We start from the raw sequence: 15,700 nt of genomic DNA, 5'->3' as shown, positions 1-15,700 counted from the left end.
TCTTTGTGGTAAAATGTCTAATGATCTATGCGCCGGGAGGATTCTCGATGACTCGAATACTTGTATTAAACGGGCCGAATTTAAACATGCTTGGCATTCGTGAGCCTGGTGTTTACGGTTCCATGTCGCTTCAAGCGATTGAGGAGCTGCTGCAGGAGACCGCGTCATCCCTTGGCGTGGATATTTCGTTCTTTCAATCGAATCACGAAGGGGCTATTATCGACCGGATTCATGAGGCCTATGGCCATATTGATGGTATCGTCATTAACCCCGGAGCGTTCACTCACTACAGCATTGCCATTCGCGATGCGATCAGCAGTGTCGGCATCCCTGTCGTTGAGGTGCATTTATCGAACATTCATAAGCGGGAAGCGTTTCGTCATGTTTCAGTCATCGCGCCAGTTGCGGTCGGACAGATTGCAGGGTTTGGCGCTCAAAGCTATGTGCTTGGACTTCACGCACTAGTGAATCAACTGAAGCAGTAATAAGAAAAAGGGTGATACTTTTGACACAGAAACGTTTAGCCGGATTGCGAGATAAGCTGCCTGCCTTGCAGGTAGATGCGATTCTCGTAACAAGTGCCGTTAATCGTCGGTACATAAGCGGATTTACAGGTTCTTCAGGTTATTTGCTCATCACGGCTGCAGACAGCTGGCTGCTTACGGACTTCCGTTATATGACGCAAGCTCCGCAGCAAGCTCCGCAGTTCACTGTCGTGGAGCACGGTCCGAAATGGATTGAGACCGTGAGGGAGCTGGCTGAACAAGCAGGCGTACGCAAACTTGCTTTTGAGCAGGATCATGTCGTATTCAGCAGCTACTCTGACTGGAAAGGTGCGCTTGGCTCGATCGAGCTCGTACCGGTGTCGGGTGCAATTGAACAGCTTCGCTTGTATAAGGATGAAGCAGAGCTTGCCGTTATTCGTGAAGCATGCGCGCTTGCGGATGAGACGTTCCAGCACATCCTTGGTTTCATCAAGCCAGGCATCAGCGAACGCGCTGTTGCACTTGAGATGGAGATGTACATGCGGGGCAAGGGCGCAACGTCATCTTCGTTCGATACGATTGTCGCATCGGGTGAGCGTTCCGCGCTGCCGCACGGTGTTGCAAGCGATCGGATCATTGGCAATAATGAGTTTGTGAAGCTTGACTTTGGTGCTCTACTCAAAGGCTATTGCTCCGATTTGACGAGAACGATCGTGGTTGGCAAGCCGACAGACAAGCACCGCGAGATTTATGAAATTGTACTTGAAGCGCAGATGGCTGCACTTGCCGGCATTAAGCCAGGCATGACAGGCCGTGAAGCGGATGCAATCGCTCGTGACATCATTACGAAGTATGGCTACGGTGACAAGTTCGGTCACGGAACAGGTCATGGCTTTGGTATGGAAATTCACGAAGCGCCGCGAGTGTCGGTCGGCGGAACGTCTGTGCTTGAGCCGGGAATGACAGTTACGGTGGAACCGGGCATTTACTTGCCGGGATTCGGCGGCGTTCGGATCGAGGATGACATCGTCATTACCGAGAATGGAAATTCGTTATTAACCTCATCTCCGAAGGCATTGTTTATTTTGGAATGAGTTTTATAAAAAAGCGGGAATAGCAGCGAGTCTGCTAACTCCGCATTACCAATAGCAAGGTGAGTTTGAATCCTTGAATCAAATCACCTAACCACAGGAGGAAATACCAGTGATCTCAGTAAATGATTTTAAAACAGGCCTAACCGTTGAGATAGACGGCGATATCTTCACGGTTCTTGATTTCCAACACGTTAAACCAGGTAAAGGCGCAGCTTTCGTTCGTTCCAAGCTGAAAAACCTGCGCAATGGCAATACAGTTGAAAGAACGTTCCGTGCTGGCGAGAACATCGGCAAAGCGAACATCGAGAACCGTGCCGTACAATACCTGTACAACTCCGGCACTGAGTATTCGTTCATGGATAACGAATCTTACGATCAATTCACGCTCGAGAAGAAGCAATTGGAGTGGGAAATCAACTTCCTGAAAGAAAACATGACAGTTAACATCACAAGCTACAACGGTGAAATCATCGGTATCCAATTGCCTAATAACGTTGACCTGAAAGTAACAGAAACAGAGCCAGGCGTTAAAGGCAACACAGCGCAAGGCGCAACGAAGACAGCTACAGTTGAAACAGGCTTGAACGTGCAAGTTCCGCTGTTCATCAACGAAGGCGACGTTCTTCTCATCGACACGCGCGATGGCAAGTACATTTCCCGTGCTTAATTAATTGCAGACGAAACCGCTCGGTCTTAGTGCCGTGCGGTTTTTTGTTGTCTGTTGATATTCAAAAACATGCAGTTGTGTTATAATCTTGTGTTATAAAAGTACTTCATACTCTACTGAAGATCGAACAACGTTGGGAGTGGATTAGCAGTGTCGTTGATAGTAATGAAATTCGGCGGCAGCTCCGTTGGCTCAACTGAGCGGATGCAGCGCGTTGCAAGACGTATCGCCGATTATAAAGAGGCTGGCCACAAAGTCGTTGTTGTCGTTTCGGCAATGGGCGATACTACAGACGATTTAATTGATCAATCTAAACAGCTTAATGCCCATCCTCCTGCACGTGAGATGGATATGCTGCTCACAGTTGGCGAGCAAATATCGATCGCGTTGCTGTCGATGGCTATAGATGCAATTGGTCTGAAATCCAAATCGTTCACAGGCTGGCAAGCCGGCATTCAAACGGAAGCGGTTCACGGCAAGGCACGTATTACTGACATTCAACCCGATCGGATTTTCTCAGCGCTGGACAATGGCTTCGCCGTAATCGTAGCGGGCTTCCAAGGCGCGACAGAACAGGGCGAGATCACGACACTCGGTCGCGGCGGTTCCGATACGACAGCAGTTGCCCTGGCGGCAGCTCTCAAAGCAGACGTGTGTGAGATCTATACCGATGTAGACGGCATATACTCGACCGACCCGCGCGTTGTGAAGTGCGCACGCAAGCTGGATGAAATCACGTACGATGAAATGCTGGAGCTGGCTAATCTTGGCGCAGCAGTCCTGCACCCTCGTGCGGTTGAATATGCGAAAAATTACAATGTTAATCTTGTTGTACGATCTAGCTTTACGCAAAACGAAGGCACAAGTGTGAAGGAGACTGCAGTCATGGAACAAGGAAATGCCGTTCGCGGTATTGCATTTGACAAAAACGTAGCACGTATTAGCATCCTAGGTGTCGAAGATATTCCAGGCGTTCTTGCAAAAGTATTCGGAGCGCTTGCATCGAGCGGCGTCGACGTCGATATTATTGTACAAAGCGGCACGCAAGACGGTAAAGCGGACTTCGCGTTCACCGTTACTCTGACGGATAAGGATAAAGCCATTGCAGTTGTAGAGCGTATTCGTGCTGAAGTGCCTTACCGTGAAGTGACTTCCGAGGAGAACCTCGTGAAGGTTTCCATCGTTGGGGCAGGGATGGTTAGCAACCCTGGCGTTGCTGCAAAAATGTTCGCTGCGATCTATGAGCAAGGCATCAGCATCAAGCTTGTAACGACTTCCGAGATCCGTCTCTCCGTCGTAATCAGCGAAGAGCATACGCATGATGTTGTCCGCGCGCTGCACACAGCGTACGACCTTGATACTGCTGAGCAAGCTTTCGTTGGCGGCCCGCAGGATCGCCGATAGGATATAGGACTATAAGATGGAGCAGCAGTGCCTTTTGGTGCTGCTGTTTTTTGTTTTGTGGCGGGGCTCGAGGTGGAGGATGAGAGAGGGTAAAAGGAGGGCAAGGGGAGTTTGGTAAAGAAAGGGTATCCAGTACTCTACATGGGGGGAAAGAGCGTCCCTTAGGGATACACATAGATGGGAAACTCGCGGATTTAGCAAATGAATGCCCCCAGGGATACACAACGTGGAACAACCGGAAACGCAAAAAGAAGCCCCCTATGGAGCTTCTTACTATAATTCCCATTCCAACGCTAGAAGCGATCTGCGAGAAAGGAGAACAGTTTGAACAAGATCGCGGTGATGCCGGCTGCCATTAAGGGGCCGACGGGGATGCCGCGCAGAAAGACGATGCCGAAGATCGAGCCGACAACGAGGCCGACGATTAGCTGAGGGTCGAGCCGGAGCATCTCGAGCCCTTTGCCGTTGACGTAGGTGGCGATGGCTCCTCCAGTCAATGCGAGGATACCGGGCCAGGACGTTACGACGCTGAGCATATCCTTGGAGCTGATGCGTTCGGAGGCAAAAGGCACAAGCACGCTGAAGGTGAGGAACAGCAGTCCGAGCTCCAGCCCTCTACGCTCTATCGTGGGCAAGAAGCGCTGGAGATGTATGAGCTTCACGATTAATAGCACACATGCCGCCGTGGAAATAATCGGCGAGCGCCCGACTAAGCCTACAATGATCAATACAACTAATACGACTTCCCCGCTCATACTTGCCCGACTCCTTCAATACGTAGTCGCCGCCCCGCGAATAAGCATAGAGCGTCCATACTTCCAGTGTATGGAACAAGCCTACCCGATATGTCTCTTCAGCCTTGTATGTCAGCTTCACCCATGCACGAGCATGTCACCTTGCATACGCGGCACAATCGTGCTGCAGTTGACTAAGCTGCACCGTTCAACGTCTCGGCCGCTGCCGTATTTGATTAGTCTTTTTCCCGTTACGCTCCCCGATATCAGGTCATACAGGTTATCAGCTTTGTTTCGATAGAGTCCCAGCATGGCCGCGCCGAGATCATTCATCTCAAGAGGAGTCGCGCACATCGTCTGAAGCTCGCTGATGATCAGACCTGCGCATACGCCATCCTCCAACGCAAATTCATCATGGCTGCCGGCACACAGCAGCACCAGATCTCGGCGCAGCTCGAGCGCTGTACGAGCACATGCCGCCGCATTGTTCAGCGATCCGGCCAGCACATGGTCGGAGCGCATCGCTTTGTGCAGTGCCCGCGTGCCGTTCGTCGTCGTCAGGACGACCCGGCGGCCGCGTACGGCTTCGGCGGTAAACTCCTCGGGGGAATTGCCGAGGTGGAACCCGGGGATTTTGCGGCAGAATCGCTCTCCCGCCAGCAATTGTCCATCGCATAGAAGCGCTCTTGCTTCCAGCACGGTTTCAACAGGGACGATCCCTGCAGCGCCAGAGGCAAGCGCAGCGACAATCGTGCTTGTCGCGCGAAGCACGTCAATAACGATTGCCGTCCGATGAGCGAATCGCTCGGACTGCGCCTCATTTACGTTGGAGATGACTTCAATTTGCATACGATTAACGCTTCCTTCCTACAAGGACTGGTCCACCACGGCCAGCCAAATCAAATCATATAAACGAATGGCTCAACATGTACACCGAAGCAGAATGTGTCTGAACGCAGCCCCCGCCGCATCGTTTCGAGCGAAAATACTTCGCCTGGCTGAATGTTGCCGAGGTGAACATCGGAGCCGAATGTTTGAAGCAGCAGCACCTGCTGTTGCTTCAGCGGCGTTTCCCACATGATGCGCCGGATATCTCCGCCGAGGGAGCGGCTTACCGTTTCCAGCACGCTCTGCGCGCAGTTTCCATTCGCATCGAACAGCCCTACGCCAACTCCGGATTCCCTTGCTTCAATCGTGACCATCTCAGATCCCGCATGCCAGTCAGCCTCGGCAGTAACCACGAGCTCCTGCACATCTACAAGCGAGCCAGTCAGTTTCTTCCCATATTCGGAAACGACCCGAAGCCCGTTCTTAACCCCTTCTTGAATGAGCTCGGTGCGCAGCTTGCGGCTAAGCTCGATCGTACCGTCAGACACTTCGATACCGTTAAAGCCAAGCCGGCAGATCGTGCGAAAGAACGCAGGCACAACATCCTGCTGCACAGCAGACTCCAGCAGTGTACCTCCTGGCATGACGGTTAGACCGCAGCGCTTCGCCTGTTCGATTTTGCTCAGAAGGAGATCGGTCGGATAGAGCGGTGCAGTGCCAAATCCGAATTTAATGCAATCCATGTAGCTTGCAGATGTTTCAAGAAGATCGGAGAACGCATGGCGTCCGAGCCCTTTGTCAATGACCATCGTTTTGCCGCGCTCGAGAGCGTTATGGCTGGACTGCTCACGCTGGCCGCTTGGGTCGCTTAGTACGGAAGGCCAAGCCGCCATAGAAATTGATTTCATGATATCTCCTCGCATTCGTTTCATATCCACAGCAATATATGCAATGCGCCCAGATCGTGTGCTGGCTGCGGCTCATTCAGAGTCAATATTGTGAGAATGAAAGAATAGCAAGCGCGCATAAGCTAGAAGAGAGCCGTGATAGTAGTAGAAGAAGTAGAAGGACAAGTTTCAATTTGCATTCCGTAGTGTCCTGAATCTTGCATTTCTTGGAAGAAAGGAGATAGATATGCTGAACAAAATCGTACTGACCATGGCGACAATCCGAATATTCTCCGGCTCGCTTGAAATTATGGCGGCTCTGCTCATGCTGCGTCTCAATCAGATTGATAAGGCGCTAATCGTGAACTCCTCGCTGGCGTTTGTCGGTCCGCTTGTGCTTATCTCCACCACTACGATCGGTCTAGTCGGGCTCTCGGACAAAATGTCGTTTGGCAAAATGCTGTGGATTGTAGGCGGTGTCGCGTGCATTTTGACTGGGGTGCTGAAGAAGTAGCCTTCCATCAGTCGTTCATAGACATCTAGATTTGTCATATTGCTGGGCTCATTCGAATAGAATGGGATACAAAGCTGGACAATCATGCGATTCTAGCAATCTAGCGTAGAAGCTGCTGCCCAGGAGGGGGAGAACGATGCTGAAGAAAGTGCTGCATTTGCTGCCTTCCGAGCTGGCCTACGTGCTTTGCCGAATTCCGGAGAAGGTTCAAGATGTTATTGAAGAGATCCGCATCCGAGAAGGCCGGCCGCTTGAAATTAGTACGAGCCAAGGCTTCTGGTTCGTATCCACAACTGGAAAGCTGCTTGCGAAGCCAGAGGAAGCGTACAAGCCAACAACGGAATTGTGCCGCAAAATGCAAGAGCGCGTGACCAACCATTCGCTCTACGCGATGGAGGAAGAGCTACGCCGAGGCTATATTACAGTCGCAGGCGGCCATCGAATCGGACTGGCTGGCAGAACGATCCTTGAGCAAGGCCATGTCCGTGGCATCCGCGATATCGCAGCATTCAATGTGCGGATCGCCAGAGAAGTAATCGGCGCGGCGGCAGGGCTGCTGCCGAAGCTCGTTGATCTTCAGAAACAGACGCTGCACTCGACGCTGATCATCGCACCGCCGCAGCAAGGGAAAACAACACTCGTACGAGATTTGGCTAGGGCGATTAGCAGTGGTGCTTGGGGCCATCCTGCCGCAACGGACTGGCCTGGACGCAAAGTTGGCATTATTGATGAGCGGTCGGAAATCGCAGCCTGCGTCAAAGGTGTTCCCACATTCAATGTCGGCCCGCGGACAGATGTTATGGATGCTTGCCCTAAAGCGGAAGGAATGATGATGATGCTTCGCTCTATGTCACCGGAAATTATTATCGTCGATGAGATCGGCCGCGAAGAGGATGGCGCAGCCATTCTGGATGCCAGCCACGCAGGGGTGACCGTTATAGCAACCGCTCATGCCAATGACTTGGAAGATGCAAGGGGACGTCCGCTGCTCTGCAATCTGCTCGAGGCGGGAGCTTTCCATCATATCGTCGAGCTTCGTCGGAGCGGGGGAAGCCTCATGAGCAGAGTGCTGCCGGCGGCAATGGTAAGTCGAGCGCCAGCGGCGCGTGAGCCTACTGCAGTGAAGGGAGGCGGCGCGAGTGGTTAAGCTGATTGGGGCTGCGCTCATTCTCTTCGCTGGCACGATGATCGGGTTCGTACAAGCTTCGCGCTTTACTTCACGCCCGAATCAGATCCGCCAGCTGATCTACGCGCTTACGCGGCTCGAGACTGAAATCGGGTACGGCTTCACGCCGCTCCCGGAAGCAATCGGCCGTAGCAGCGCGATGGTGCAGGAGCCGGCTGCAGGCTTTCTCCGCGAGGTGAAGCGAAGGCTGGATGAACAGTCCGAGCTCACCTTCCGCGAATGCTGGGAGCAGGCAGCAGCACAGGTCTGGCCGAATACCGCAATGCGGCAGCAGGAGCAGGCAGCTCTCATGCGGCTCGGCTCGACGCTCGGCATCAGCGATCGAGAAGATCAGATCAAGCATTTGAAGCTAGCGATGCAGCAACTGCATGCAGAAGAAGAAATAGCGCGGGAAGATGCTTCGCGATTTGCGAAGATGTGGAAGAGTCTTGGCGTACTCACTGCTCTACTCGTCGTCATTTTGATTTTTTAGTGGGGTGCCGCAAGCATGAATTTTGATGTGTTGGCTATCTTTCAAATTGCCGGAATTGGTTTCATTGCCGCAATGATCCATACGCTTCTGAAGCAAAGCGGCAAAGAAGAATATGCGCATTGGGCGACGCTCGTCGGTTTTATCATTGTGCTGTTCATGATTTTACGATTACTAGGTGAACTGTTCCAGGAAATAAAAACGACTTTCTTATTTCAATAACTTCAGTTTTTTACAGCTAGGCGGGTGATCAGTGTTTGGAAATCATCCAAATTGTAGGGTTAGGTTTGGTTGCAGCAGCACTCGTTCTGGTTCTGCGGGAACAGAAACCGATGTTCGCTTTTCTGCTAGGTGCTTTTACAGGGCTGTTCATCTTCTTATATGTCGTAGGCAAGATCGACACGGTGCTAACTGTGCTCGAGCAGCTCGCGGATCGGTCAGGCATCCCGTCGATCTACCTAAAGACGATACTCAAGATCATCGGTATCGCTTATATCGCTGAATTCGGCTCACAGATCGTACGTGATGCCGGGCAGGAGAGCATAGCCACCAAGATCGAGTTTGCCGGCAAAATACTCATTCTCGTTCTCGCGGTGCCGATCATCAGCGTCATCGTAGAAACAGTGCTCGGCCTGTTGCCGGTAGGGAGTTGAACGTAATGAGGCGGTGGTTGATTCGCAGCGCGATGCTCGTTGCCGTTGTGCTGCTATCCATACTTGCACTTCTGCCCGTTGCAGCAGCAGCAGCAGGGGCCGAGCCGGGGGAACTTACGGAAAAGTTGGAACAATCGGCGCCATCGAGAACAGAACCTGATAACAACGCGTCGGATGTGAATGCTGCGCTTGCGAATCAACAGCTGAAAGGCGTCAACACGGAAGCGGTTGAGGATTACTGGAACAAGCTGATGAAGGAGTACAGCGGCTTCTTCCCGGATAACGAGGTGCCAAGCTTTGCTGAGATGGTCATGCCAGGCGGTAAAGGACTCAAGCTGACAACCGTGCTCTCGGGCTTGCTGAGATACGTGCTGCACGAAATCCTTTACAATGGCAAGCTGCTTGTAACGATCGTCATCCTGACCGTATTCAGCATGATGCTGGAGACGATGCAAACCGCGTTCGAGCGCAATACGGTAAGCAAAGTGGCCTACAGCATCACCTATATGGTCATGATCGTGCTGGCGGTCAACAGCTTCAATGTCGCAATCGGTTACGCGAAGGATGCCATCACCGGAATGATTCAGTTCATGCTTGCGATGGTGCCTCTGCTGCTGACGCTGCTCGCCACGATGGGGAGTATCGTTACTGTATCGGTGCTGCATCCGCTCATTATCTTCATGATCAACGCGGTCGGCACTGTCATCTACTCGGTGGTCTTCCCGCTGCTGTTCTTCTCGGCGGTACTTCATATCGCAAGCGCCGTGTCGGATAAGTTCAAAGTAACGCAGCTGGCGAATGTGCTTCGGAGCTTCAGCGTCGGACTCATGGGCATTATGCTGACCGTCTTTCTCGGTGTCATCTCGGTGCAAGGAGCGACAGGCTCGGTCACAGACGGTGTTACGATGCGGACGGCGAAGTTCATAACAGGCAACTTCGTTCCGGTCATTGGACGAACCTTCTCCGATGCCGCCGATACGGTCATGTCGGCCTCGCTGCTCGTCAAGAATGCAATTGGGATCGCTGGTGTCGTTATCATTCTGTTCCTCTGTGCATTCCCTGCTGTGAAGATTATGACGCTCGCTCTTATCTACAACGTATCCGCCGCCATCATGCAGCCGCTCGGCGATAGTCCTATCGTGACCTGCCTGCAGACGATTGGCAAAACATTGGTTTATGTCTTCGCTGCGCTCGCCGCAGTCGGGCTTATGTTCTTCCTGGCCATCACAATCGTGCTAACAGCAGGCAATGCGGCGGTCATGATCAGGTGAAGCACGTGTTGCAGGAGGGGTTCGCATGCTGGACTGGCTTGCCGTATGGCTACAGCAAATTATCGCGGTTGTGCTGCTGGCGGGCTTTATCGATCTGCTGCTGCCGAACAAAGCGATGCAGCGCTATGTGAGGCTCGTCGCAGGGCTGATCATTTTGCTGACAATCTTAACGCCGATCATCCGTCTGCTCCAAGGCGACTTCAATGCTCGGCTGAATCAGCAGGTGGATAACTGGTTTCAATCGACGAATGACAATCAGTTCCGCATGCCGACGCTGGAAGATATTCAAGATGATGCCAAGAAGCTTCAGGAGCAGCAGAAAGCTTCTGCCTTGGCGCTGGTGGAGCAGAGACTTGGTTCATCGATGAAAGACAGCATTACAGAAGCTACCGGCCTGCAAGTGGCGGATGTGGGAGTGAACCTGACGGCCGCAGACACTATTGATCAGGCGAGAATTGAGTCGATCGTGGTGACGCTGGCGAAGCTGGTGCCGGATTCGGAATCGAAGGAGAGCTCTACGGCGACAGGAGATTCCAAATCGGCGAACGAAGTGAAGCCGGTCGATGAAGTTGAAGCGATCGAAGTTACGGTGCAGCCGATGACAGAACAGTCAGCGGATTCACCGGGATCGACGAATGGCTCGGATAGCCAGGAAGAGCAACCAGCTAGCAGTGAAGTGGCGGCGGCTGTCAAGGAAGTGCTAAGGCAAGGGTGGAGCGTGAACCCGAAGCGAATAGAAGTGATGCAGCAGCAAGCGGATGCTGAATCGGCACAGTAGGGAAAGGGGAGAGCGATGTTGGCCAAATGGCTAGATGGGCTGGAGTCAACGTTTGGAGGCGGCCGCGGCGGGCCGAAGCGGGTGAAGTCGATGCGCTGGCTGCTCATACTAGGTGGGATCGGAGTCGCGCTTGTCATCATGAACTCTTTTCTCAACTATCGCCAAGTACCTGCTTCTGATCAGCAAACCACTTCCTCTAGTACACCGCCGACCGATCCTGCTTTCAACAATAGCAGCAAATCGGACAGCCCTATCGCTGACATTGAGCATTCGCTGGAGAATCGGCTGAAGGAGATTTTAGAGATGATCGTTGGGGTCGGTACTGTGGATGTGATGATTACGGTAGACTCCACCGAGGAAACGGTCGTGCAGCTCAACGAGAAGGAATCGCAGCAAATTACGAATGAAAGCGACAAGAATGGCGGCAAACGCACCGTCACCTCCCTCACGAAGGAAGGACAAGTGGTGCTCTACGATACATCCGGCGACAAAGCGCCGATCATTGTGAAGAGACTTCAGCCTAAAATTCGCGGCATTCTGATCGTTGCGAAAGGCGCAGAGAACGGTACGGTAAGACGGCTCATTGTCGACGCTGTCGAGAAGGGCCTTAATGTTGCGGTCAACCGAATCTCGGTTATTCCCCGCAAACATCAATAAAATTCCAATTGGACAATGAAAAGGGAGGCTGTTCGTAAATGAATAACAAAAGGCAAACGATTTGGCTCGTATCCATGCTAAGCTTAATGGTCATTTTGTCGGCTTATTATTTGTTCACCGAGGATGTAGGCACGCCTAGCAACATGGTCACTGACGGCACGAAGCAGGAGCAGGGAGCAGCTTCGAATGCAACGGAGGCTTCCGGCAAAGCGGGCGATGACAACGGCATTACGGTATCCGAAGTGACAGGCAACAAAGATGCGAGTACAGGCACAGACGCCGCAGCAGCAAACAATTCGCAGGATACCAAGGATAACACGGCAACGGCAGACAATGCAGCGGCAGCAGCGGCGGATCAAGAAACGCTCAAGCAGCTCGAGAAATCCGGCGCGGTTAGCGAGAGTGTATTCAGCCAAATGCAAGAGAAGCGCGACCAGAAGTTTTATGAGGAATACAACAAGCTTCTTAGCACAATCTCCGATACGAAACAGAATGAGAAGGCTGCCGGCTCAGCAGTTGATCAGCTGAACTCGCTTGAAGATAAGAGCACGAAGGTCACTGGTCTTGAAGAAGAACTGACGAAGCAATTCAGCAATGCGGCTGTCGTATCTGATGACAACGAGCATTACAAAGTCGTCGTTCAAAGCGAGAAGCTTGAGCGCAGCCAAGCAGAGAGCATTCTCTCGATGGTCATTAATGAGCTTGGCGTATCGCCGGATCAAGTGACGATTCAATATGTGAAGTAACGGTCTAAGAGAGCGCCCCATTGCTAATGATATAAGCAGTGGGGCTTTTTTCCATCTAGCCATATATAAAAAATGGGTTCGTGTTCCGGGTGGTTTATGCTATAATGGGGTTTGGATTGTGCAGGTTTGGTAAATTGCACCGTCCCCAATAATATAGTTACCAAGAAGCATCTTCCCTGAAGATGCACTACATTTTTAGGAGTGAAACGATGTTTAAGCTGAGCGAGATTAAAGAATTGATCAAGCTGGTTGACGGTACTTCTGTACATGAACTTGAAATTGAAAACGATGGCGCACGCCTGATGATTCGTAAACCAGGTAAAACAGAAGTGGTGAATGTACAAGCCGCGTCAGTCGTTCCTACATATACGCAGGCTTATCAGCCACAGGTGAACGCACCGGCTCCTAGTGGGCAGCAGAGCGCGCCAGCGCCAGAACAGCCGGCAGCAAATGAGAACTACCACCAAATTCTATCGCCGATGGTAGGAACGTTCTATCGCGCGTCTTCGCCAGATAAAGCGCCTTTCGTGAACGTGGGCGATCGCATTAACGAGAAATCGATCGTATGTATTCTTGAAGCGATGAAGCTGATGAATGAGCTTGAAGCGGAAGTTCGCGGAGAGATCGTCGACATTCTCGTTGAGAATGGTCAGCTTATCGAATTCGGGCAGCCGTTGTTCCTTGTTAAACCGGAGTAGCAATAGGCGAAGGTGACATCAAGAACATAGCATGCACGAAAGGAGCTTACCCATGAAATTCAACAAAATTTTAATTGCAAATCGTGGCGAGATTGCCGTACGTATTATTCGCGCTTGCCGCGAGCTCGGCATTCAGACCGTTGCTGTATATTCGGAAGCCGACCGTGAATCGCTTCACGTGCGTCTGGCAGACGAAGCTTATTGCATTGGACCTGTCGCATCCAAGGACAGCTACTTGAATCTGACGAACATCATGAGCGTTGCAACGTTAACCGATTGCGATGCTATCCACCCGGGCTACGGCTTCTTGGCGGAGAACGCGGATTTCGCAGAAATTTGCGAGTCTTGCAACGTGACCTTTATTGGCCCGTCCCCGCAAGCGATTAATAAAATGGGCGATAAAGCGGTTGCGAAATTAACGATGAAGCAAGCGGATGTGCCTATTATTCCTGGCTCTGATGGCCTCGTTGAGGATATGGACGAAGCGATTCGCGTCGCTCGCGAGATCGGTTATCCGGTCATTATTAAAGCGACTGCGGGCGGAGGCGGCAAAGGCATCCGGATTGCAGAGAACGAAGAAAATCTCATTTCGCAAATTTCGACGGCTCAGCAGGAAGCGCAGAAAGCCTTCGGCAACGCCGGCGTTTACCTTGAGAAATATTTGACGGGCATGAAGCACGTTGAAATTCAGATTATGGCTGACAAGCACGGCAACGCCGTTCACTTGTTCGAGCGTGACTGCTCCGTGCAGCGCCGCCGCCAGAAGCTTGTTGAGGAAGCGCCTTGTCCGGTTCTTAGTCCGGCACTTCGCGAGCGTATGGGCCAAGCAGCTGTACGTGCTGCGCTTGCCGTTAATTATTCGGGTGCAGGTACGCTTGAGTTCCTGCTTGGACCAGACGGTAACTTCTATTTCATGGAGATGAACACTCGTATTCAGGTTGAGCACCCTGTAACCGAAATGATTACAGGCGTTGACTTGATTAAAGAGATGATCTCCGTTGCGGAAGGCAACGAGCTTACTATTAAGCAAGAGGACTTGAAGATTAACGGCTGGTCGATCGAATGCCGCATTAACGCGGAAGATTCGGAGCGTGGTTTTATGCCATCGCCAGGCACGATTCAATTCTACTTGCCTCCGGGCGGTTTAGGCGTTCGTGTTGATAGCGGCGCGTATCCGGGTTACACCATTTCCCCTTATTATGATTCGATGATCGCCAAGCTGATCGTCTGGGGAGCAACGCGTGAAGATGCGATTGCTCGGATGAAGCGGGCGCTCGCCGAATTTGCCATCGATGGCATTAAGACGACGATTCCGTTCCATATGAAGCTCTTGAATCATCCGAAGTTCGTGAAAGGCAATTTCGATATTAAGTTCTTAGAGGATAATGACATTAACAATCCCGTAGAATAATCGCGAATCTTCATGGTTTGCGACAATTGGACTGGTTTGTCATAATTCCTCCGGAATGCTATAGTATAGGAATAAGAAGCGGATAAGCTACCTGAGCCAATATGGCGGAATAACGTAACTTTACGGGAGGTGTAGGATAACCATGAGTACGTTAGCAGCGGACTATGAGAAAACAGACATGGGCACTATTCAAATCGCACCCGAAGTGATTGAGATCATTGCTGGACTTGCGACAATTGAGGTTAGAGGAGTAGCAGGCATGAGCGGCGGTTTCGCCGGCGGCATTGCAGAGCTTCTGGGCCGGAAAAACTTGTCCAAAGGCGTAAAGGTTGAGGTTGGGCAGCGTGAGGCGGCAGTCGACGTCTCCATCATTGTGGAATACGGCAATCGTATCCCTGAGGTTGCGGCTAATATTCAGAACAACGTGAAGCGTTCCATCGAAATGATGACAGGCCTCCATGTTGTAGAAGTGAATGTGCATATCCATGACGTTCATTTCAAAACAGCGGAGAAACCAGAAGAAGATGAGATCGCTATTCGAGTAAAGTAGAGATTAGTGTCGTAAAAAAATGATGACATACCCCCTAGTGGTTGGGCTTGCCGCTCGGCGCTAGGGGGTTTTATCTAGTCCGCCACAAGGAGGAATCTCGCTTTGATTAGAGTGCTCGACAAGTTTCTATTGTTCTTATACAGCTTGGCAATCGGTGCGGTGGCTGTCATTGCGTTCTGCGCAGGCATGTACTGGTTTCCAGAAGATTGGCTGAGCAATCTTGTACATAATTTATACAGCGGTGATTACGACTGGCTGCAGGCGACTGTACTGATCGTTTCCGCTATCGTATTTCTCCTTAGTCTTCGCTTCTTCTACGTATCGCTTAAACGGAGCAATGCATCTTCGCCTTCGATTGATCAACGTACGGAGTTCGGCGACATTCGCATCTCGCTTGAGACGGTTGAGAATCTGGCTTTGAAGGCAGCGAGCCGCCAGCGCGGCGTGAAGGAACTGAAAGCACGAATTCGAATTAGCGAGGCAGGCATTGAAGTGTCGCTGCGCGCAATTGCTGATGGTGAGAGCTCGATTCCGGTTCTTACGGAAGAAATACAGCGTGCCGTCAAATCCCATGTGGAAGAGATTACAGGTATTCCTGTAGCAGGCGTTTCTGTATTTGTAGCTAATATCATCCAAACCGCGAACTTTAAAAGTCGCGTAGAATAGAG

The 15,700-nt window shown here is 51.6% G+C and carries 20 protein-coding genes; 17 read left to right on the top strand and 3 right to left on the bottom strand.

What is annotated here, in order from left to right:
* Positions 1-47: 47 nt before the first annotated feature.
* The 4 genes from aroQ (at position 48) to AC0LWF_RS10535 (ending at position 3,650) form a co-directional block, all read left to right on the top strand.
* On the top strand, positions 48-485 hold the full coding sequence (gene aroQ, locus AC0LWF_RS10550) for a type II 3-dehydroquinate dehydratase (protein WP_474651497.1): 438 nt from the start codon (positions 48-50) through the stop codon (positions 483-485).
* A 20-nt stretch (positions 486-505) separates the two neighbouring features.
* On the top strand, positions 506-1,579 hold the full coding sequence (locus AC0LWF_RS10545; RefSeq protein WP_474651496.1) for a M24 family metallopeptidase: 1,074 nt from the start codon (positions 506-508) through the stop codon (positions 1,577-1,579).
* 109 nt (positions 1,580-1,688) lie between these two features.
* Positions 1,689-2,246, top strand: coding sequence for an elongation factor P (gene efp / locus AC0LWF_RS10540; RefSeq protein WP_474651495.1), 558 nt, complete (start codon positions 1,689-1,691; stop codon positions 2,244-2,246).
* A gap of 150 nt (positions 2,247-2,396) precedes the next feature.
* Entirely contained in the window at positions 2,397-3,650 is a 1,254-nt protein-coding gene (locus AC0LWF_RS10535; RefSeq protein WP_474651494.1) for an aspartate kinase, read from the top strand.
* A gap of 293 nt (positions 3,651-3,943) precedes the next feature.
* Here AC0LWF_RS10535 and AC0LWF_RS10530 read toward each other — a convergent pair whose 3' ends face one another.
* From AC0LWF_RS10530 to comA, 3 genes are all read right to left on the bottom strand, one after another.
* Positions 3,944-4,405 (bottom strand): DUF441 domain-containing protein, encoded by a 462-nt coding sequence (locus AC0LWF_RS10530; protein WP_474651493.1) that lies wholly within the window; start codon positions 4,403-4,405, stop codon positions 3,944-3,946.
* A 117-nt stretch (positions 4,406-4,522) separates the two neighbouring features.
* Positions 4,523-5,233, bottom strand: coding sequence for a 2-phosphosulfolactate phosphatase (locus AC0LWF_RS10525; protein ID WP_474651492.1), 711 nt, complete (start codon positions 5,231-5,233; stop codon positions 4,523-4,525).
* Positions 5,234-5,283: 50 nt separating this feature from the next.
* A complete protein-coding gene (comA, locus tag AC0LWF_RS10520) occupies positions 5,284-6,120 on the bottom strand; it encodes a phosphosulfolactate synthase (RefSeq protein ID WP_474651491.1) in 837 nt (278 codons plus the stop codon).
* Positions 6,121-6,346: 226 nt separating this feature from the next.
* On the opposite strand from comA, the gene AC0LWF_RS10515 reads away from it, so the two are divergent.
* From AC0LWF_RS10515 to amaP, 13 genes are all read left to right on the top strand, one after another.
* A complete protein-coding gene (locus AC0LWF_RS10515; RefSeq protein ID WP_474651490.1) occupies positions 6,347-6,613 on the top strand; it encodes a YqhV family protein in 267 nt (88 codons plus the stop codon).
* 136 nt (positions 6,614-6,749) lie between these two features.
* Entirely contained in the window at positions 6,750-7,760 is a 1,011-nt protein-coding gene (gene spoIIIAA / locus AC0LWF_RS10510) for a stage III sporulation protein AA (protein WP_474651489.1), read from the top strand.
* The gene (gene spoIIIAB, locus AC0LWF_RS10505; RefSeq protein WP_474651488.1) at positions 7,753-8,271 is read left to right on the top strand and encodes a stage III sporulation protein SpoIIIAB; all 519 of its coding nucleotides are present in this window, start codon (positions 7,753-7,755) and stop codon (positions 8,269-8,271) included. Before spoIIIAA ends, spoIIIAB begins: the two co-directional genes overlap by 8 nt.
* A 15-nt stretch (positions 8,272-8,286) precedes the next feature.
* Positions 8,287-8,490, top strand: a complete 204-nt coding sequence (spoIIIAC, locus tag AC0LWF_RS10500; RefSeq protein ID WP_090573842.1) for a stage III sporulation protein AC — start codon at positions 8,287-8,289, stop codon at positions 8,488-8,490.
* 35 nt (positions 8,491-8,525) lie between these two features.
* A complete protein-coding gene (spoIIIAD, locus tag AC0LWF_RS10495) occupies positions 8,526-8,921 on the top strand; it encodes a stage III sporulation protein AD (protein ID WP_474651487.1) in 396 nt (131 codons plus the stop codon).
* Between the two features lie 5 nt (positions 8,922-8,926).
* Complete coding sequence (gene spoIIIAE, locus AC0LWF_RS10490; RefSeq protein ID WP_474651486.1) at positions 8,927-10,192, top strand: stage III sporulation protein AE; 1,266 nt, start codon at positions 8,927-8,929, stop codon at positions 10,190-10,192.
* Positions 10,193-10,217: 25 nt separating this feature from the next.
* Complete coding sequence (gene spoIIIAF / locus AC0LWF_RS10485; protein WP_474651485.1) at positions 10,218-10,970, top strand: stage III sporulation protein AF; 753 nt, start codon at positions 10,218-10,220, stop codon at positions 10,968-10,970.
* A gap of 18 nt (positions 10,971-10,988) precedes the next feature.
* Positions 10,989-11,627: a stage III sporulation protein AG gene (spoIIIAG, locus tag AC0LWF_RS10480; protein WP_474651755.1), complete on the top strand. Its 639-nt coding sequence runs from the start codon at positions 10,989-10,991 to the stop codon at positions 11,625-11,627.
* A 38-nt stretch (positions 11,628-11,665) separates the two neighbouring features.
* Positions 11,666-12,373 (top strand): SpoIIIAH-like family protein, encoded by a 708-nt coding sequence (locus AC0LWF_RS10475; protein WP_474651484.1) that lies wholly within the window; start codon positions 11,666-11,668, stop codon positions 12,371-12,373.
* 209 nt (positions 12,374-12,582) lie between these two features.
* A complete protein-coding gene (gene accB, locus AC0LWF_RS10470; RefSeq protein WP_474651483.1) occupies positions 12,583-13,071 on the top strand; it encodes an acetyl-CoA carboxylase biotin carboxyl carrier protein in 489 nt (162 codons plus the stop codon).
* A gap of 52 nt (positions 13,072-13,123) precedes the next feature.
* Positions 13,124-14,482, top strand: a complete 1,359-nt coding sequence (gene accC, locus AC0LWF_RS10465) for an acetyl-CoA carboxylase biotin carboxylase subunit (protein WP_474651482.1) — start codon at positions 13,124-13,126, stop codon at positions 14,480-14,482.
* 142 nt (positions 14,483-14,624) lie between these two features.
* Entirely contained in the window at positions 14,625-15,032 is a 408-nt protein-coding gene (locus AC0LWF_RS10460) for an Asp23/Gls24 family envelope stress response protein (protein WP_090573847.1), read from the top strand.
* Positions 15,033-15,134: 102 nt separating this feature from the next.
* Positions 15,135-15,698, top strand: coding sequence for an alkaline shock response membrane anchor protein AmaP (gene amaP / locus AC0LWF_RS10455; RefSeq protein WP_474651481.1), 564 nt, complete (start codon positions 15,135-15,137; stop codon positions 15,696-15,698).
* The last annotated feature ends 2 nt before the right edge of the window (positions 15,699-15,700 follow it).

It is taken from the genome of Paenibacillus sp. sgz302114, from assembly GCF_056120345.1.
This window is presented reverse-complemented; position numbering and strand designations above follow the sequence as displayed.